The organism is Chroococcidiopsis thermalis PCC 7203, assembly GCF_000317125.1.
Lineage (GTDB): Bacteria > Cyanobacteriota > Cyanobacteriia > Cyanobacteriales > Chroococcidiopsidaceae > Chroococcidiopsis > Chroococcidiopsis thermalis.
In genome coordinates, this window is the sequence record NC_019695.1 from 702,886 (window position 1) to 722,067 (window position 19,182).

At 44.8% G+C, this 19,182-nt stretch carries 17 protein-coding genes; 8 read left to right on the forward strand and 9 right to left on the reverse strand.

What is annotated here, in order from left to right; translation table 11 throughout:
• Positions 1 to 54: 54 nt before the first annotated feature.
• Positions 55 to 1,104, reverse strand: coding sequence for a phosphate ABC transporter substrate-binding protein PstS (gene pstS, locus CHRO_RS03115; RefSeq protein ID WP_015152726.1), 1,050 nt, complete (start codon positions 1,102 to 1,104; stop codon positions 55 to 57).
• A 422-nt stretch (positions 1,105 to 1,526) separates the two neighbouring features.
• Between pstS and CHRO_RS03120 the strand changes: the two genes are divergently transcribed.
• From CHRO_RS03120 to CHRO_RS03130, 4 genes are all read left to right on the forward strand, one after another.
• Positions 1,527 to 1,841 (forward strand): hypothetical protein, encoded by a 315-nt coding sequence (locus CHRO_RS03120; RefSeq protein ID WP_015152727.1) that lies wholly within the window; start codon positions 1,527 to 1,529, stop codon positions 1,839 to 1,841.
• A 2-nt stretch (positions 1,842 to 1,843) separates the two neighbouring features.
• Positions 1,844 to 2,005, forward strand: a complete 162-nt coding sequence (locus CHRO_RS31560) for a hypothetical protein (RefSeq protein WP_181824264.1) — start codon at positions 1,844 to 1,846, stop codon at positions 2,003 to 2,005.
• Positions 2,006 to 2,052: 47 nt separating this feature from the next.
• Entirely contained in the window at positions 2,053 to 3,780 is a 1,728-nt protein-coding gene (locus CHRO_RS03125; protein WP_015152728.1) for a succinate dehydrogenase/fumarate reductase flavoprotein subunit, read from the forward strand.
• Positions 3,781 to 4,139: 359 nt separating this feature from the next.
• Positions 4,140 to 4,760 (forward strand): TMEM165/GDT1 family protein, encoded by a 621-nt coding sequence (locus CHRO_RS03130; RefSeq protein ID WP_015152729.1) that lies wholly within the window; start codon positions 4,140 to 4,142, stop codon positions 4,758 to 4,760.
• 8 nt (positions 4,761 to 4,768) lie between these two features.
• Here CHRO_RS03130 and CHRO_RS03135 read toward each other — a convergent pair whose 3' ends face one another.
• Positions 4,769 to 5,332: a Uma2 family endonuclease gene (locus tag CHRO_RS03135; protein WP_015152730.1), complete on the reverse strand. Its 564-nt coding sequence runs from the start codon at positions 5,330 to 5,332 to the stop codon at positions 4,769 to 4,771.
• An 81-nt stretch (positions 5,333 to 5,413) separates the two neighbouring features.
• Positions 5,414 to 6,751 carry a flavin monoamine oxidase family protein gene (locus tag CHRO_RS03140; protein WP_015152731.1) on the reverse strand — a complete coding sequence of 446 codons (1,338 nt, stop codon included), beginning with the start codon at positions 6,749 to 6,751 and terminating at the stop codon, positions 5,414 to 5,416.
• A gap of 158 nt (positions 6,752 to 6,909) precedes the next feature.
• Here CHRO_RS03140 and CHRO_RS03145 point away from each other — a divergent pair, with 158 nt between their 5' ends.
• Positions 6,910 to 7,335, forward strand: a complete 426-nt coding sequence (locus CHRO_RS03145; RefSeq protein WP_015152732.1) for a universal stress protein — start codon at positions 6,910 to 6,912, stop codon at positions 7,333 to 7,335.
• Between the two features lie 132 nt (positions 7,336 to 7,467).
• Here the strand turns inward: CHRO_RS03145 and CHRO_RS33120 are convergent, their stop codons facing one another.
• Positions 7,468 to 10,590 carry a zinc-dependent metalloprotease gene (locus CHRO_RS33120; protein ID WP_015152733.1) on the reverse strand — a complete coding sequence of 1,041 codons (3,123 nt, stop codon included), beginning with the start codon at positions 10,588 to 10,590 and terminating at the stop codon, positions 7,468 to 7,470.
• A 272-nt stretch (positions 10,591 to 10,862) separates the two neighbouring features.
• On the reverse strand, positions 10,863 to 12,167 hold the full coding sequence (queA, locus tag CHRO_RS03155) for a tRNA preQ1(34) S-adenosylmethionine ribosyltransferase-isomerase QueA (protein ID WP_015152734.1): 1,305 nt from the start codon (positions 12,165 to 12,167) through the stop codon (positions 10,863 to 10,865).
• A 177-nt stretch (positions 12,168 to 12,344) separates the two neighbouring features.
• Between queA and CHRO_RS03160 the strand changes: the two genes are divergently transcribed.
• A complete protein-coding gene (locus tag CHRO_RS03160; protein ID WP_015152735.1) occupies positions 12,345 to 12,734 on the forward strand; it encodes a hypothetical protein in 390 nt (129 codons plus the stop codon).
• 61 nt (positions 12,735 to 12,795) lie between these two features.
• Here CHRO_RS03160 and CHRO_RS03165 read toward each other — a convergent pair whose 3' ends face one another.
• Positions 12,796 to 13,377, reverse strand: a complete 582-nt coding sequence (locus CHRO_RS03165) for a YraN family protein (protein WP_015152736.1) — start codon at positions 13,375 to 13,377, stop codon at positions 12,796 to 12,798.
• 13 nt (positions 13,378 to 13,390) lie between these two features.
• On the opposite strand from CHRO_RS03165, the gene CHRO_RS03170 reads away from it, so the two are divergent.
• The gene (locus CHRO_RS03170; protein ID WP_015152737.1) at positions 13,391 to 13,900 is read left to right on the forward strand and encodes a pentapeptide repeat-containing protein; all 510 of its coding nucleotides are present in this window, start codon (positions 13,391 to 13,393) and stop codon (positions 13,898 to 13,900) included.
• A gap of 67 nt (positions 13,901 to 13,967) precedes the next feature.
• A complete protein-coding gene (ahr, locus tag CHRO_RS03175; RefSeq protein WP_015152738.1) occupies positions 13,968 to 14,969 on the forward strand; it encodes an NADPH-dependent aldehyde reductase Ahr in 1,002 nt (333 codons plus the stop codon).
• 220 nt (positions 14,970 to 15,189) lie between these two features.
• On the opposite strand, the gene dnaG is transcribed toward ahr, so the two are convergent.
• From dnaG to CHRO_RS03190, 3 genes are all read right to left on the reverse strand, one after another.
• Positions 15,190 to 17,118: a DNA primase gene (dnaG, locus tag CHRO_RS03180; protein ID WP_015152739.1), complete on the reverse strand. Its 1,929-nt coding sequence runs from the start codon at positions 17,116 to 17,118 to the stop codon at positions 15,190 to 15,192.
• Positions 17,119 to 17,147: 29 nt separating this feature from the next.
• Positions 17,148 to 17,765 carry a class I SAM-dependent methyltransferase gene (locus CHRO_RS03185; RefSeq protein WP_015152740.1) on the reverse strand — a complete coding sequence of 206 codons (618 nt, stop codon included), beginning with the start codon at positions 17,763 to 17,765 and terminating at the stop codon, positions 17,148 to 17,150.
• 76 nt (positions 17,766 to 17,841) lie between these two features.
• Positions 17,842 to 19,182 (reverse strand): ATP-binding protein, encoded by a 1,341-nt coding sequence (locus tag CHRO_RS03190; RefSeq protein ID WP_015152741.1) that lies wholly within the window; start codon positions 19,180 to 19,182, stop codon positions 17,842 to 17,844.

Below are 19,182 nucleotides of genomic sequence, written 5' to 3' on the forward strand. Positions count from 1 at the left end.
GTTTGAAATCAACTATATAGAGACGTTACCTATAACGTCTCTACATGCAATTATCTACTTCACTTCGCTTTTCACAGTCTGTACGACTTGACCGGCAACCTTAGCAGGAATGCGCGTGTAGTTGAGTTGACCGTTAATTGCCTGACCGTCAGTCATCATCCACTCTACCATCCGTTTGACGGCATCAGCTTTACCTGGCTGTTCGTAGTTTCTATAAACCATAATCCAGGTCAAACCGACAATTGGATATCCAGAGTCAGGATTGCCAAGTAGATCGTAGTTTACGCGAAAATCAGGATTGAACTTCACACCTTCTAAAGCTTGGTCTGCTGCCTCTTGAGTTGGTGATATAAATTCCCCTTTGCTGTTTTGCACTTGTGCCATTGGAATTTTATTTTCACTAGCAAAAGCAGCCTCTACATAGCCAATGCTACCAGGAGTCCGCTGCACGATTTGAGCTACACCAGGATTGCCTTTGCCTTTAAGGGGGCTACCAGCCCAAGAAGGAGCGCGATTAGGACCGATTCTACCTTTAAAGTAGGGACTCATGGCGCTGAGGGCGTTGGTGAAGATAAAGCTCGTACCGCTAGCATCAGCACGGACGGCAAGTCTAATAGGCTGATTTGGTAATTTTGCCCCAGGATTATCAGCGGCGATCGCCGGATCGTTCCAATTCTTAATTTGACCTGCAAAAATCTGTGGTAAGACTTTACGAGATAGTCTTAGCTCGTTAACGCCAGGAGCATTATACACCACGGCAACGGGACCGCCAGCTGTGGGGACGAATACCACGCCGTTCTTAACTTTTTTCACTTCTTCATCGGTCATGGCATTATCGCTAGCGCCAAAATCGACTGAGCCAGCAATAAACTGTCTCACGCCGCCACCGCTACCAATTCCTTGATAGTTGACTTGAAGTGGCGGGTTAGCTTTACGCAACTCGCTAGCCCAGCGTTGATATAGGGGTTCTGGGAAAGTTGCCCCAGCACCATTGAGGGTAGCAGTTTGTTGCGCAATTCCCGTTAAACTAGCTCCCAAGGTAACTGTAGCTGCGACTGCTGAAGTCGCAACAACACGCTTCAGCGTAATTCCAGATAGCAGCATATTCTTCTGAGTCTCCTCATCCACTAATAGTAGTCAATCGCACAGACAATCTTAATAATCACGCACATAGTGGATGAACTCGTTATGCAAAACCTAACATTAGGTTAATTGTAGATTAATTGAAGTTTAAGCAGGGAAATGCTTCTAGCGCCAAGTAGCTCAATTGAATGCCAATACAAGCGGTTACGTGGAAACAAGAGTTTGATAGCTACTGAGTAGCAAATTTAACCGAAAACTCTCTATCAATGCCGATCTATGAAAAAGCAGGAGATAACAACTTTTAGCTTGAAAGATGAATCGCGAGAAAACCATCTAGCAAAATGTAAATAACTGTTGCAAAAATGACAAAAATGTTTAGAAACTGTCCAGAAACCTATCAGAGCTTTAACCTAGAAAAATAAGAGATGTTAAAAGGAAATCTGATGAATATGAATAACATTCAAAAGTATCGCTTTGTCTGCACTCTGACATTTGGGGATATTTACGGTCAGATTATTGTCTGGTTGATCACTATCACCGTGAGTTTGGCTGCGGCAATGGCAATGATGGGTGCGAGAAAACCAATTTACGCCTTAGCGACTGTAGGACTCATTGTATTACTTTCTTTACCTTTCCTACTTTTTGCCTTCGTCACAACCCTGCTCAATCATATCGAACTGACAGCAACAGAACCAGGTACAAAATCTGAACCTATTCCTGGTAACGTTTCGCAGCAACAACCAGCGCCAGTTAGCTAGGGATGAGGGGTGAGGGAAAGGACAAGGGGGACAAGGGAAACAAGAGGGACAAGGAAGCAACTCCAATTCAAAATATAAAATTTTCTCACCCTCGCTCCTCAACGCCAGATGCTTCAAGTCGGGGAACCCGCCCAACGAACTGGCTCCTCCTCGCCCCTTGTTAAGCCACTATAGAGCTAGAGAACACTTTTTTAGCAAATAATGTAATTAAATGCTAGAACACGATGTCATTATTGTTGGCGGCGGACTGGCTGGCTGTCGTGCCGCAGTAGAAATTGCCCGCCTCGATCCGAGTTTGAATGTGGCTGTAGTGGCGAAAACTCACCCGATCCGCTCTCATTCTGTCGCCGCTCAAGGAGGAATTGCTGCAACGCTGAAGAATGTGGATGATAAAGATAGCTGGGAAGCCCACGCCTTCGATACCGTGAAAGGTTCCGACTATCTAGCCGATCAAGATGCAGTAGAGTTGCTAGCCCGTGAAGCCCCCGATGTGGTGATAGACCTAGAACATATGGGGGTGTTGTTTTCTCGCTTGCCTGACGGTCGCATCGCCCAAAGAGCCTTCGGCGGACATTCTCACAATCGTACCTGCTATGCCGCAGATAAGACCGGACACGCTATTTTGCACGAACTCGTCAATAATTTACGACGATACGGCGTACAGGTTTATGAAGAATGGTACGTGATGCGTCTGATTTTGGAGGACGGTCAAGCTAAGGGCGTGGTGATGTACCGCATTCTCGACGGACACATCGAAGTCGTACGCGCCAAAGCGGTGATGTTTGCTACGGGCGGTTACGGTCGAGTCTACAACACGACTTCTAACGATTATGCTTCGACAGGCGACGGATTGGCGATGGCAGCGATCGCAGGTCTACCTTTAGAAGACATGGAATTCGTCCAATTTCACCCCACGGGATTGTATCCAGTAGGCGTATTGATCTCGGAAGCCGTGCGGGGAGAAGGAGCTTATTTAATTAATGCCGAGGGAGAGCGTTTTATGGCAACATACGCCCCCTCAAGGATGGAATTAGCGCCACGGGATATTACCTCTAGGGCGATCGCTTATGAAATTCGTGCCGGACGCGGCGTTTATCCCGATGGTCGAGCGGGTGGTCCCTGCGTGTATCTCGACTTGCGGCACATGGGCAGAGAAAAAATTATGAGCCGCGTCCCTTTTTGCTGGGAAGAAGCCCATCGACTCGTAGGAGTTGATGCCGTTCATCAGCCGATGCCCGTGCGTCCCACAGTCCACTATTCTATGGGTGGGATACCCGTGAATACAGACGGACAGGTGCGCCGGAGTGCCGAGCAGTTAGTGGAGGGATTCTTTGCGGCTGGAGAGTGTGCTTGTGTCTCCGTTCACGGTGCTAATCGCTTGGGGAGCAATTCTTTGTTGGAATGCGTAGTCTACGGACGGCGTACCGGAGCTGCGATCGCGCAATACGTCCAAAATCGTAAATTACCGGATATCCAAGAGCAACGCTATATCAACGAGGCAAAACAGCAAATCCAAGCCTTGTTAGAACAACCAGGAAAGTACCGGATCGAGCAAGTCCGTACGGCTTTTCAAGATGCTATGACGCAGCACTGCGGCGTATTTCGGACGGAAAGTTTGATGCAAGAAGGCTTACAACAATTGCAACAACTGCAACAGCAATCCGCGCAAATATATCTAGATGATAAAGGCAGTTGTTGGAATACAGAAATTATTGAAGCCTTAGAATTGGGGAGTTTAATTGTCGTCGGACAACTCATTTTACATTCAGCCCTCAACCGTCAAGAAAGCCGTGGCGCTCACTTCCGCGAGGACTTTCCGCAACGGGACGACAGTAATTTCCTCAAGCACACCCTCTCGTATTATTCCCCTGCTGGTATCGACCTACAATACAAACCCGTCGCAATTACTATGTTTGAGCCACAAGAACGGAAATATTAGGGATCGGTGTAGAGACTTTACATGTAACGTCTCTACACCGATCCGCGATCGCTGTTTGACGACGCATCTCAGCAATGATATGTTAAGGATCAAATAAATTTGAAGGGGAGTAGCTACTGGCATCACAACTGTGCCAGATACCTGAATCAACATGCTGGCTTGCTGCCTGGTTCAGGTGACAATTGAGCGAAAAAAGTCATAAGTTCTTGTCTTCAACAAATGACCGATGACCAATGACGCTCTCTTGTCAGTGAGACCTTCACTAAGTTCACAGAGGAAGATTGTGAGCTTGGTGAGGTCTTTCGTAACTCGTCAAGCTCGCAAGCTCAAGTTAGTCAGCTACAAAGGAGCTTGAGAGAGTGCTAGCAGCCTTCATTGCCAGTTTTTTACTGATTGCGGTTTCAGAATTAGGAGATAAAACTTTTTTCATCGCTGCAATTTTGGCGATGCGTCATTCGCGACGGCTGGTGTTTGCTGGTGCAGTATCCGCTTTGGCAGCAATGACAATACTTTCTGTTTTAGTGGGACAAGTTGCGGCTTTGTTGCCTAAAACATACATTCAATATGCAGAAATAGCCTTGTTTCTTGGTTTTGGTTTGAAGTTGCTTTACGAAGCAAGTAAAATGCCAGTGAGTTCTTGCGATACAGAAATTATTCAAGAGGCAAAAACTGCGATTGAGAAAGCAGAATTTAATTTACCGAAAACTCAAAATGCCGGAGCAATTATTGCTGAGGCTTTCACGCTAACTTTTTTATCAGAATGGGGCGATCGCACTCAAATTGCAACTATTGCTTTAGCAACTCGATATCCAGTTGTAGGCGTGACTATTGGAGCAATTTTAGGTCATGCTTTGTGTGCGGCGCTTGCAGTTGTTTGCGGACGCATGTTAGCTGGACGTATCTCGGAGCGAAAGTTAACTATTGCTGGAGGAATTCTGTTTATTATGTTTGGTATTATGGCAGCGGTTGAAGCAGCATGAGTCAGATTTTACTCCATTAACCATCCAAATAAGTTTCCTACAGTTAATTTAATTTCTCGTGCAAAAGATGGAACAGGAATCTGCTGTTCTGGTTCATCAAATACTTCTGGCTGTTGGTTGGGAAGATAAACAAATACTGTTTGTTCTTCTGGATCGATTAACCAACCCATTTGAGTTTCATATTTGAGGCAGTGTAAGATATTTTTAGTAACTTTTGTTTGGCTTTGGTCGGGTGAGAGAATTTCAATCGTCCAATCAGGTGCAATTGCAAAGACATTGGCAACTCCGCCATTTTCCTTGCGGGGAATTCGTTCCCAAGTAAACACAGATACATCTGGTACAGTTGAACGTCCACCAAAGGTACAGCGAAGCTCTATAAATGCTCTAGCAATTTTCTGAGGTTTTAAAATAGTAATAATTGTAGATGATAATTCGCCTCGAATGACGCTATGCTTACCTTGAGGCATCGGTTTTTGAAGAATTTCACCATTAATATACTCGCTGGCGGGTTTCGTTTCTGGTAATTTCATGAACTCTTCCAGTGTTAAAGATTTAGGTGATATTTGTACCATAAGTAGTTACCTTTAAGCAATTTTGACCACTACTATCTTTGATTCTACTTGTTGATTTAAAATTCTGTCAGTCATTAAATCTTAAATCAATTGTTCGAGAATCTGACGTGCGGCATGTTGACCCGATCGCACTGCTCCATCCATATAATTGATCCAACGGGTAGAACGTTCGGTTCCTGCCCAATAAATTCTACCCACAGGTTCGTTTAGTGCTGCTCCTGCTTGTGTCAATAAACCAGGTGGTAAAGCTGCTACACAACCACTCGTCCACGATTGTTGAGTGTAATCAATTTCAAAATATTCTTCTGGTGCAGCGCCTGCAATACCAAACATATCTGTAACAGTTTGAATCGCACATTTGCGCCGTTCTACTTCACTTAAATTAGAGTATTTTGGCTCGAAAAAACCAATTAATAAACCATAGCTACCATCATCTGGAGAAACGTCAAAAACCTCTGCTTCCGTGTCCATACTGTAGTAATGTCCGCTGGCTGCTTTTCCCCACCACAACGGACGTGGATAGAGACAGAAGAATTTGATCCAGCTCATCTGCTGCCATTCCGATATTAATTGCTGATGAATTGCTGGTAAAGGCGGATCGAAATGAATTTTTCCCGCATCTTTAGGCATCATTGCCACGATCGCGTAGTCTGCTTGTATGACTCCCCTTTTTGTCACTAAGCGTACCCGATCGCCATGCGAAATCTCTCGTACTCTTGTATTCAACCACACGCGATCGCCTAAATGCTCAGCAATTTTTAAGGTCAAACTGTGGGAACCACCGACGAGACGATAATCTTCGGCTGTCTCGCGTAGGTCGAAAAACCCCGCATTCGCCATAAAATATAAAACGAACAACATCGAGACTTGATGCGGATCGCCTGCGATTCCTTGACGAATACTACCCGCCATCCAAGCTCTTGCTTCTATTGTCTCCGTATTGCGATCGATCCACTCTCCCGCAGAGATAGAATCTAAAGTCTCAGCATTAGGTGTGTTCCAGGGTGCGTCTAGCGGTACGTTCTGACTGAGTTGCTCGAATTTTGCCATTACCTGAGCAAAATCTTTTTGAGCTGGCGTGGCGGACTCGCTAGGGTTGTCTTCGTGCATCGTCCAGATCCCCTGGTAGCCGTAAATCGTGGCTCCATCAACTTTACCTTGTTTGGTGGCAACTCCTAACTGTCGTGCCAAATCGAGGACAGCTGTTTGCGTGCGTCCTACCCAAGTACCACCCATTTCTACATAACCAATCTTAGGATGAAGCTGGTTAAACGTGCGTCCGCCAATGCGATCGTTTGCTTCCAAAACAACGAGTGAATCGATCCCTGCTTGGTAGAGTTCCCAAGCTGCACTCATACCGGAGAGTCCCCCGCCGACGATAGCAACAGATACTTGAATGTTTTGGCGATCGCTTATCATATTTCTACTGATTGAAATTCTGCCTCAGACTCTACCACTCTAGGTAGATTTTTGTAGTATCGAACCTATTCTATTTATCGATCTGTGCGATTCTTTCATAGAATCGAGACTGAATCTACTGTATCGTCAGTAACAGGATAGTTAATTTGGGGGCGATCGTGAGTTTCAAAAAAATTTTTGTTGCCGTTGATGGCTCAGCTCAAGCATCTGTGGTATTCGAGCAGGCTGTAGAATTAGCTACAAAAGATCTAGCAAACTTGATGGTGTTTCACGGCGTTGAGTTGGGAGCAAGAATGAATTATCCATCCCAAATTGAAGCAAAAACTGAGGAAGGACAAGATGTTTTGCAGGGTTATCGCGAGAAAACAAAAGATTTGGGAATTTCAGTTGAATTTAATTGTCGGGTGGGAAATCCAGGATCGACAATTTGCGATGCAGCAAAAGAGTGGGGTGCAGATTTAATTGTTTTAGGGCGTAGGGGATATAAAGGGATTACTGAAGTTTTGTTAGGTAGCGTTAGCAATCATGTTGTTCGTAATGCTCATTGTTCGGTGTTGATAATCCAAGGAGATGTGGGTGGTTAAGGATATCTAAATTTTGCTTGGAAGCAAGAGATAGGATCTAATGTCACGCAAAGACGCAAAGACGCAAAGTTGAAGAACGCCAAGATTATATTGACTTGCTATTTCATCAACAACCAATTCCGAATTCCGAATTCATCTCGATTCCACTCTCGCATCTAAAGTTTTGGCAATGCGATCGCGGGTTTCTGCTAAATGTGCTTTCGTATATTCATCTAATGTGCCAGAACGAGCAACTGCTTTATTTAATTTCTCTCGCAACCGCTGCAAATTGTACCATGCAAGCGTTCGTGCATCTTCAGGAACGTTAGATTTGCGTAACATCATATCTGTCATGATTTTCAGGTGTTCCCGTTGGACGGCTCGCCGCAAACTAGAAATATTTGTTGGTGTTTTGTCTGGATTTAAAACCTCCATCCAGATATCATTTTGTAAGGTGGTAAATAATTCTGGTAGAGTGAGGGCTTGTTTTGGCTGACTCTTGAGTTCGATGTCGCGTAAGCGGGAAAGGCGATCGCCCGATAGTAAATCTCGTAATACTAAACTTTGTAGCGCGTAAATACTATCGTGGATTGGGTAATCGAGGCGGTTGATCACGGCTTGTTCTCCCCAATGCATCCAGCGAGAGGGTGCGAGTTTATTCAAGAGTTCTGGCGGAAAATTAAATGCATCTGGGGCAAATACGTATTTCTCCAGCACTGCTAAAGCCTGTCGCTGTTTTGCTACAGGTACGGGAACGAATGGTAATCTGCCGTTATCAGCGCTAGCATGGTCGCGGTAAAATGACTGTCCGCCAATATATTTAGTGGCGTAGTATGTATGACGCAGGTAGTGTAAGAAAATGCGATCGAACAGTTCGCTTAAATCGCTGTAACTCTCACCTGAAGTTGGATAGCGCCGATTTAATTTTTTCCACATTGCCCGCGCTATATCTAATTGTCCTTGGGAATAGCCCAAAACATCGCTACTGTAGTCCCAAGCATTTACATCGGGATCGAGATCGAACCGATCCTCATCTGTAGCATAAGCTAAATCTGGACGCGAGGAGCGATCGCCAATTCGGTCTAAAAATCGTCTTTCTGCTAAGGGATGGGGTGCTGTTGTGGGCGTGTAACCGTATTCAATCGCCCACTCATCGTAGGAACCGATGCTATCAGGGAAAAAGTCGCCCTGTTCGCGCTCGGGTGGAGCCAGATTCGGAGGAAGATAGTCCATAACTGAAGTTGTCAAACCGCGATCGCGAGTTATTTTGGTAGCATTTAACTCACTTGGTGGAAGCTGGGTACTACCGCGAAAATTGTGCCGCAAACCGAGTGTATGCCCGACTTCATGAGCAATAATCAGCCGCAAATATTGATGAATGTATTGCTGCATTTTGTCGCTGTTAGGCGTGGTATTTTGAAACAGCGTGAGTGCCAAAGAACCAAAATCAAATTGGTTTGCTGCTTCCATGCCATAACAGAGGTCGTATTCTGTTGCGAGTTTTGATAAATGGGAGTTGGTAATTGGTAATTGGTAATTGGTAATTGGTTGTTCTCTCCCTTGTCCCCCTTGTCCTCCTTGTCCCCCTTGTCCCCCTTGTCCCCCTTGTCCCCCTTGTCCTTCTTGTCCCCCTTGTCCCCCTTGTCCTCCTTGTCCCCCTTGTCCCCCTTGTCCCCCTTGTCCCCCTTGTCCCCCTTGTCCCCCTTGTCCTTCTTGTCCCCCTTGTCCCCCTTGTCCTCCGAAGCCTCGTCCAAAACCGGAGTTACATACGCTGCGATCGTTTATCATTTGAGATAATACCGATGTTGGCTGCGATCGACTGTCTTGAACCATGCGTCGATATTCTTGCTTTAGCACGCGCACGAAGCTGGCATCGACTAAAATATCTGCATCCAAGATTTCCCCAGTTAAGGGGTTAACCCGCGAAGGACCAAGGGCGAAAAAGCCATCAACTGTGTTAATCCAGCGAATTACGTTGTAACGCACGTCCGCAGGGTCCCATTTAGCATCATCAGGCATTTGTCGCACTTCGATCGCATTGATAAATCCTGCTTTTTCAAAGGCTTTGTTCCACATTAATACCCCTTCTTTAACTGCATCCCGATATTCCAGTGGAACGGCATTTTCAATCCAAAATACGATTGGTTTTTTGGGTGGTGATAGTTTGGCGTTAGAATTTTGCTTTTCTAATTGCCAGCGGTTAATGTAGCGAACAAACGGTTCTTTACGGTCTTCAATCGCAAAATCTTGATAGGCAGTGATAAAATAACCGATGCGATCGTCAGCTAAGCGAGGCTTGTAGGTAGAATTAGCCGATAATTCAGATAGACTATAGCGAATGCGTAAAGTTAGAGCGCGGCTGTCTGGCAGCGTCATTAAATTCGGCGTGGTGCTACTCTTAGCGCCTCCATAGGAAAAGCCGTAAACTGACTCAATTTCCATGTTGAGGGGAAAAGCTTTAGTTGAGCCAAAATAAGATTTATTTTCATCTAATTGATAGGTCGTTCCTAACTGAGTAGAGAGCGACGCTGCTAGTCCTGGTAAATCTTTTAATAGGAGATCGCCAAGGTCAATTAAAATAGTTTTTCGTTGAGGATGAATGCTTTTAATTGGAATTGAGTAGAGAACGGAATCGCTAAACGATCGCGTCAAAGATCGCGTTTGCGGCGAACCAGGAGTAACGCGAAAATTAACGTTACGCACGACGAAATGAATATTATTGTTGACTCGCTGAAAATAAAATAAAAAATCCTGTAAAGGCATTCCACTATAAATCCCCCGCTCTCCAATCCCTGCTTCCATCGTCATCGTACTGAGGAAGTTTTTATTGAATTGTTGCGGCTGAATTTCTAAATAAATTTTGCCTGTATCCTTCTGGCGATAAAGTGTAAATAATCCTTTAATAGCACTACTATTTTTGATAACTTCGTTAAATGCTTTTAGCTCTGACGGTTTGGGATTTTTTGCTGTTGCTAGCTGATTAGATTCTTGAGCTAACAACAGCGTTGATTGTCGAGAATCTTGCCGCTCATGATTAGCCAGCCACAGATAAGATTGTAATTCCGGCTGCTGGCTGTTATTTTTAATCACCCATACTTTAGATTCTGGTAATGATATTGGGGTCATGGTAGGGGCGCACAGCTGTGCGCCCCTACAAGTCTCGTCACTGGTAACTGATAACTGATTGGAAGCTGACGCAGGAAGCCGCGCACCAACAAAAAAGATTGTAAATAACGCGCTGTGCAAGAGAAAAACACGAGCAGACAAACTTTTCATTTCTCATATCCCTAGCAATGATGCCTAGTTACTGCTAATTCAAGCAGCTTAATCGGTTAAAGCCGACGATTGCCAAGCACTCAGTTACGTCATGCATCCGATTGCTTGCTAAAACGATTTACAGCCACCCACTGTTAATAGAGTTCCCAGAAATACCCTTCAATGCGCGGCTCTATCTATTTTTGTAGCGAAACTAGGAAGAAAACTAGGCAGTTATTTATACAATTCAACACATCAGAAGAATTCTAGTAGGGGCGCACACCTGTGCGTCCCTACAACTCTTTACCTTGAGGCAAAATCAGCATGGCATCACCAAAGGAATAGAAACGGTATTGTTGGGCGATCGCTTCTTGGTACAATGCCAACAATCGCTCTCTGCCAATTGCCGCACTGACGAGCATCATTAAACTAGAACGCGGCAGGTGGAAATTAGTAATTAACCCGTCTACTACCCGCCATTGATAACCAGGGTAAATAAACAAATTTGTCTTACCGCAAAATGGCTGTAGTTCTCCCGATGCAGCAGCACCCTCTAAAGCCCTTACCGTTGTCGTTCCGACAGCAATAATTCTGCCTCCTCGCGATCGCGCTGCGCGAATTTGCTCTACAGTAGCAGCTGGAACTTCAATCCACTCTCCATGCATTTGATGTGTCTTTACGTCTTCCACTTCTACCGGACGAAACGTGCCAACTCCTACATGTAAAGTGACAAATGCTTGCTCTATACCATTTTCTTGCAGGCGTTTGAGTAATTCAGGTGTAAAGTGCAGCCCTGCTGTCGGTGCTGCTGCCGATCCTGGTTTTTCAGCGTAAACTGTTTGATATTGCTCTGATTCCGCTTGAGAATCGGTAATGTAGGGTGGCAAAGGTACGTGACCGAATTTATCTAATAATTGAATGACAGATAAACCTTCTGGTAGGTCAAACTGTATCACCCGTCCGCCTGTCTCTTCATCTGTTTCTAGGACTGTAGCAGTGAGAGAGCAGGGAGTCGGGAGTCGGGAGTCGGTAGGGGCGGGTTTGGAAACCCGCCCGTACGGGAGTCGGGAATCGGGAGTTGCACTGTTTTTCTCCTCTGCTCCCCTGCCCCTCTGCTCCCCTGCTTCCTTGTCTCCCTTGTCCCCCTTGTCTCCCTTGTCTCCTTTATCCTCCCGCTCAAAAAATACAATCTTCGCCCCAGGTGCTAAACGTCTCCCTGGTTTGACTAAAGCTAACCATACATTCGGCTGGCGTTCTTCTAACAGTAATACTTCCACTGCCGCACCGCTAGGTTTTTGTCCGTAGAGACGGGCGGGAATTACCCGCGTATCGTTCATAACCAGCAAATCGTCTTTTTGAAGAAATTCTGGTAAATCGCGAAAAATTTGATGGGCGTGACTATCGAGATTTACTACTAACAGGCGAGAACTATCTCTGGGAGAAACTGGATTTTGAGCGATCCGTTCTGCTGGTAATTCGTAATCATAACTCGATAAAGAGTAGTCTAATTCAGATTTAGCAGAAGACGTCAAGTCAAAATTAGGTGTTTTTACGGAATTCAATGCAGACAGTGCATCTTTAAATTGATTGATATGCATTTTTTGTGAGCGTGACGTTCGGTATTCTAACGGATTTTAAGTAAGATTTTGAATTGATGCGATCGCATGGGTATTTGGGTGAATCTACCCAGGTGGAGTGGGTGTTTGACGCTAGTATCGTCGCGGTCAATTCGCAAAAATATAAATGTAGGAATAGCTTGTTTCCCCAGCAAGGATATGGAATACCTTTACTATCTTGCCAACGCCAGCCTCACATTGAGGATCGTTGAACATTTGCATGGCAGACCCCAGATGCCCTTGAGTTTCATTACCGTAATTCATCAAATTGATGGCTGGGTTGTGAAGGTGAAAATGAAATCTCCTCTCAACTCTCAACAAGATGGTGATTTCCGCGCTTTTTTAAATGAACTGGGAATTCCCTACGAAGCACCGATCCGCGTCAGAATGGCGTTATGGAGTTTGGAAGCCGGACAATCTCCGGTAGACGTGATGCGTCGCTATCAAGTCGCAATTGTCTCTCACGGCAACCCAGAACGGGAAGAAATAGAAACATTTCGGCAACAATTTGTCAAGGGATTGGGTTATTGTCCCGAAACTTTGGCTTAAATCGGCAGCAACAGAATTGCAGGCTGAAATTGAAGCCTGAAATTGAGATATGGCGATCGCATCAATCAAAAGCAGCGGATAAGTATTCTTGTAGCACGAGTTGATAACCAGCGACTATAACTGCTTGTCCTAACTGCACTGACAGAGACGATAAGTCAGGGGAAATGTCAAGTGTAGGCGATGCCTGTCTCAATCGAGCCAACGATAATTTACGATGTTGGACTAGCGCCACATCAAAGCGGCATTGGTAGGTAGCTAAATTTGGAGAGACACTCAAAAAGTACTCCGCAGCTTGCCAAAGCCGTATTTGTTTTTGCGGTGTAATCGCCAACAAACCACCTGCATCCCAGTTATTTTGCTTGCGGGTTTTGACTTCAATAAAGGCTAAGAGGGGAGTCGGGAGTCGGGAGTTGGGAGTCGGGAATGGGTGGTGCGCGATCGTGTCCCCCTTGTCTCCCTTGTCCTCCTTGTCCCCCTTGTCCCTCTCACGTACATCCAACTTCGCAACCAAATCCAACTCTCCCCAAGGACAGCGCCAACGACGGTGCAGGATTTCCCAACCGGAAGATTGCAGCCACCGAGCGACGAGATCTTCTCCAAGTACGCCAATGTCGGGATAATGAAAGGCAGGATGGTTTGCCATGAGCTGAAAGATTATGAATTCTGGGCTAGGAAATCGAATTTGGAAATCTATATTCGCTGTTGTACTGTGGGGTGCGATCGCATTTTCAGTACTTCTTGCTATTGTTCCCCCTGCTGTAGCGCTGGATTACAACAAAGAAAGTTTGATTGAGACAGATTTCTCTGGGCGGGACTTGACGGACTCTAGCTTCAGCCACGCCAATTTGCGTAGTAGTAACTTCAGTCACTCTAATTTAGAAGGAGTTAGTTTGTTTGCTGCTAATTTAGATTCGGCAAATTTTGAGGGGGCGAATTTGGCAAGCGCCACTCTAGACTCGGCACGATTAACTAGAGCCAATTTAAAGGATGCTATTTTAGAAGGCGCATTTGCGGCAAATACCAAATTTGACGGTGCAGTCATCGACGGAGCCGATTTCACGGATGTGTTGATGCGCCGCGACGTGCAAGATAAATTGTGTCAAGTTGCTAAAGGTGTTAACCCAACTACAGGACGTGCTACCCGCGATACTTTATTCTGTCCGTAAGCGATCGCAATCTTTATCGCAATCTTTTACGATGAAGCTTGTCGTGTCATTTCACGAGGACTAATAGATGATTCGTGCCTACGCAGCTTTAGAAAAAGGTGGAGAACTCAAGCCTTTCGAGTACGAGCCAAAACCGCTCGGTAGCGAAGATGTAGAGATTGACGTAGAATACTGCGGGATTTGCCATAGCGACTTGAGTATGCTCCATAATGACTGGGGCATGACACAATATCCCTTTGTTCCAGGACACGAAGTTGTAGGCAAGATTGCGGATGTTGGCAGTGCCGTAAAAAAACTCCAAGTCGGACAGCGGGTCGGATTGGGATGGTATTCGCGATCGTGCATGACTTGCGAGTGGTGTATGTCTGGCAATCACAACCTTTGTGCCACCGCAGAAGGTACAATTGTCGGTCGCTATGGTGGTTTTGCTGACAAGGTGCGCGCCCATGAAGCTTGGGTTGCTCCCCTACCCGATGCCATGCAGCCAGTGTCAGCCGGACCCTTATTTTGTGGCGGAATTACGGTTTTTAACCCAATCGTCCAATTTGATGTTAAGCCTACCGATCGCGTTGGAGTCATTGGTATTGGCGGCTTGGGACACATGGCATTGAGATTTCTTCATGCTTGGGGCTGCGATGTCAGTGCCTTTTCCAGCAGCGCCGATAAGGAACCAGAAGCAAGGGAAATGGGTGCTAACCACTTCATCAACTCCCGCGATCCAAATGCACTTAAATCGGTAGAAGGCTCTTTTGACTTGATTCTTTCTACTGTGAATGCCGATCTAGACTGGAGTACATACATTGCCTGTTTGCGTCCTAAAGGACGATTGCATTTTGTAGGTGTGGTTCCTAACCCTATTTCTACGGAAATTTTTCCCTTAATTATGGCTCAGCGATCGATCTCCGGCAGTCCCTTGGGTAGTCCGGCTACTGTCACCCAAATGCTTGACTTCGCCACCCGCCATCAGATCGAACCCATAATTGAAACCTTCAGTTTTGACCAAGTGAACGAGGCATTGGAACACCTACGTAGTGGCAAGGCACGATATCGGATCGTGTTGAAACATTAAGCAAAGTCAAAAGTCAAAAGTCGAAAGTCAAAAATTGGTTGTAGGGGCGGGTTTACCAACAATATTTAATTCTTAATGAGGGTATTCATAAACCTGCCCTCGCGAGAACGTGGTTATTCAAACGGATCTGACAACTGATACCACACGTTCTGTAGGGGCGCACATCTGTGCGCCCTTACCTGAATTACCATCAGTTAAATGTAGGGTGGGCATCACCCACCTAGATCAAATCTGCCAGCGTAAACTGTCGCTGTTTGTCCAATTCCAACAGCCGTTGCTGGGCTTGCCGTAACGACTCAAAATATAACTGAGATTGTTCTGGTGCAGTTACTTCGTCGGTTTGTTCCCACAATTGAAGAAATTGACGGTAGCGTTTTTCGCACTGCACCCGTTCCATACAAGCTGTAGCGGCTTGAATCACCTGGGCAAAGCGCGATAGTTCAATCTGTGTCTTTTCATCTAAGTGAAATAGACGCGCGATCGCCTTTGTTTCACCTTCATACTCCATACACTCTACTTGTAGCCGCGAAATTAAATCTGACGATTGGGCAGATGTTACGTGTGATGTCTCTACATTTGCCAAAATCTGCTGCCAGAGAAAAGTGTGGTGGGGTAGATCGAATTTTAAATCTCGTTCCTGTAGGGCTTCCGTGACGATTTGACGGTATTCGGGATGGTGTAGGTAAATTCGCAACAAAATTGCCTCTGCCTGTTCCAGTAAAGCGCGATCGCCTGCTACAGGTAAGTTAGAATTGCTAGCTTGCTGCTGTTTTCTCGGTGGTGCTGGTTTGCGATAACTATTTGGCGCAACTCGATCTAATAAATTTTCAATCCACAACGGTACGAGTCTGGCATCACCTGTACTTAAAATTTCGGCACAATGATGAATGTAATGCTGGCGTTGATTGCTGTCGCTTATTTGCTGTAACAACTTCACCATACTTACCGTGACTTGTTGTGCTTCCGGTGCTTGCTTTAAATCTCGGTTTGCTACTAGTTGTTGGATCTGCCAATCGAGCCATAGCGGGGCGTTTTGTAAAAGTTCGCGGTAATGTTCTGGACTATGAGTGTGGAGATATTCATCTGCATCTTTGCCATTTGGTAAGTTGAGAATTCGTAAATTGACTTCGCCTTGATAGGCAAGATTAGCGATCGCTCCTATTGCTCTTTCTGTAGCTTGCGTTCCTGCCGCATCGGCATCAAAATTAAGAATAAGTTGTTTTGATTCGCTATAACGCAAACAAGCTCGGACTTGTTCGATACTCAAAGCTGTTCCCAACGAGGCGACAGAGTGAGTAATTCCAGCAGCGTGAAGGGCGATCGCATCGAAATAGCCTTCTACTACTACCACCCGATCTTGTTTGGCAATCTCGTTTTTAGCTTTGTCTAAACAAAATAAAGTTCTACCCTTATTAAAAATATCCGTCTCAGGAGAATTGAGATATTTCGGTTGTTCGTCGCCTAAACTTCTGCCCCCAAAACCGATAAATCGTCCTTGCGGATCGCAGATCGGAATAATAATGCGATCGCGAAAATAATCGTAATACCCGTCTCCTGACTGTCGCCGCCGGATCAATCCCGCCTGTTCTACTATTTGCACGGGATATCGTTTTTGTTCTATCAAATAACTGTATAGAGTTTCCCATCCCGCAGGCGCGTATCCTAACTTAAATTGCTGAATTGTTTCTGAGTTAAACTGTCGTTTTTGTTGCAAATAATCTAAAGCTAACTGCCCTTGATGTTGCTGCAAAGCATGATGATAAAATTGTGTAGCGACAGCCATCACTTCATATAATTGCTCTCGCAGCGAAATCTGACGCTGTAATTCTTGTCTTTGTTCGGGTTCTAAAGTTTGGACGGGAACGGAATAGCGTCGCGCTAAATCCAGTACCACCTCACTGAAAGAAGTCTTGCCCAATTCCATCAAAAATGTAATTGCATTCCCTCCAGCCCCGCAACCGAAGCAATAATACATTTGCTTACCTGGGCTGACACTAAAACTAGGGGTTTTCTCATCATGAAACGGGCATAAACCGACAAAATCTTTCCCCCGCTTGCGCAGAACAACGTGTTCCGAGACGATATCAACAACATCAGCTCGTTGTTTCACTTGTTCGACTGTATCGGGATGCAGGCGAGGAATTTGCATATTGTTAGTTGTCAGTTTTCAGTTATCATCTAAACAGCTTTAGTAGCAACACCTTGATATAAATAACCTACAAACTTGGGTGTTTTCTCTGCATAAAATTCTTTCAGTGTCACCGTATCAAATCGCTTTTCTATCAGTTGTCTAATATTACGATTTAAGTGACAGCCATCACCAATAACTTTTTGAATTGGATTCAAACGGTTTTGCCAGACTTGAACTTGAGGTTCATTACTCAGTCCGTGTTCTACAAAAAAGAATTTTCCTCCTGGTTTTAATACTCGATAGATTTCTTGCAGTGCTTGTTCGACTTTGGTGATACTACACAACGTCCAAGTACTGACAACGCTATCAAACGTATTATCTGCCATTGGCAAGTTTTCGCCATTCAACACGCGATTGTCTACAGTAATATGAGATTTTTGGATACGCTTTCGAGCAAGATTATGAACGCCAGGATTAGCATCAATTGCTACTAATTTATGAATGTTTTCTGGATAGTAAGAAAGATTTAATCCTGTTCCAAACCCAATTTCTAAAACTTCTCCTGTCACATTTGCTAAAACTTCGCGTCGGTATTGAGCCATAGTCAGATCGGACAACGACCAGTCAAGCAGGTAAGGTAGGATTCTTTGTGAATAAAATCCCATTGATTCCTCCTAGACGAACTTATAACAGCTTTAGTTCTTGTATTTTAGCGAAAATAAACTTATTAAAAATTTACTCTTAACTGCCTAAATTCAAATCAGCTTGTAAAAAGTCTATAAATTGCCTAGCCGTGCGTCCAGAACGTCCGTTGTGACGAGTTGCCCATTGTAAAGCACGATAATCTAAATCTGTCTGGGAAATATTTAGCTCGGCTAGTGCTGCTAAATGTCGGACAATATGTAAATAAGTGCCCTGATTTGCTGGCTCAAAAGTTAAAGTCAAACCAAAGCGATCGCTAAATGACAGTTTCTCTTGTACCGTGTCCCACACTCCGACTTCTTCATTTTGACTCGGACGGGGGCGATCGCCAAACATTTCTCTGACCAAATGACGGCGGTTAGAAGTCGCATAGACGACAACATTCTGAGGACGGGCAGTTATATTCCCCTCCAAAACAACCTTCAAAGCTTTAAAAGCATCGTCATCTTCTTCAAATGAGAGGTCGTCAACAAATATAATAAACTTTTGCGGCACGCCCCGCAGTTGCTCGACAATTGTAGGTAAAGCAACCAAATCTGATTTAGCAACTTCAATTAAACGTAAGTTGCGATCGCCATATTCATGTAACAATCCCTTTACCAAAGAAGATTTTCCCGAACCGCGACTACCGTAAAGTAAAACATGTAGGGCGGGATAACCTGCTAGCAAGAATTCTGTATTTTTTTTCAAAGTATCTCGTTGATATTCGTATCCTACCAACTGCTGTAACTGCACTGGATCGGCATAGGGAATACCGATAAGTTGTCCTGACTGCCAGCGTAAAGCTTGATATTTAGCAAAGATACCCGTACCATGTTGGCGATAGTATGCGGCTAAATCTGGTAAGATATCTGCCCAGTTGTCGAGGTGTGATAATTTATAGTAAATAGTGCGATCGCTAGCTTTTTCTGTAGTTGTTTTTGTAGTTATTTCACTCCAAGCTACCGGAGGTAAATTTAATTTAGCTGCGGCTTGTACCCACTGACTTAATTGAATTCCACTACATTGATAGAGGCTTTGTAAAGCTTGTAAATCTTGCTGCACGGCGGCGATGAGAGAAGGTGGTAAATCCGCCAAATTGGTATTTTGAACTTGCCGTGAAAACGGATTCTCATCTATAAGAATTCGGCTAATTAAATAACCTTGCCAGGATTGGTTTTGAGAAGCGATCGCCTTAAAATAATTTCCATAAGCGCGAACGCATCCTAATTCATCTACCTCGCTGTGTCGCAATGACTGTAACAAATCGATTTGGCGTAAAGAACGTAGTAAATTAAGAAAAGCCTGTCCTACCTCATCTGTTAAAACAGATTGATATATTAGTAAAGAAGCTGCTTGGAGTTGTAAAAATTCAAAAGATGAGTTCGTTTGAGTATCCAT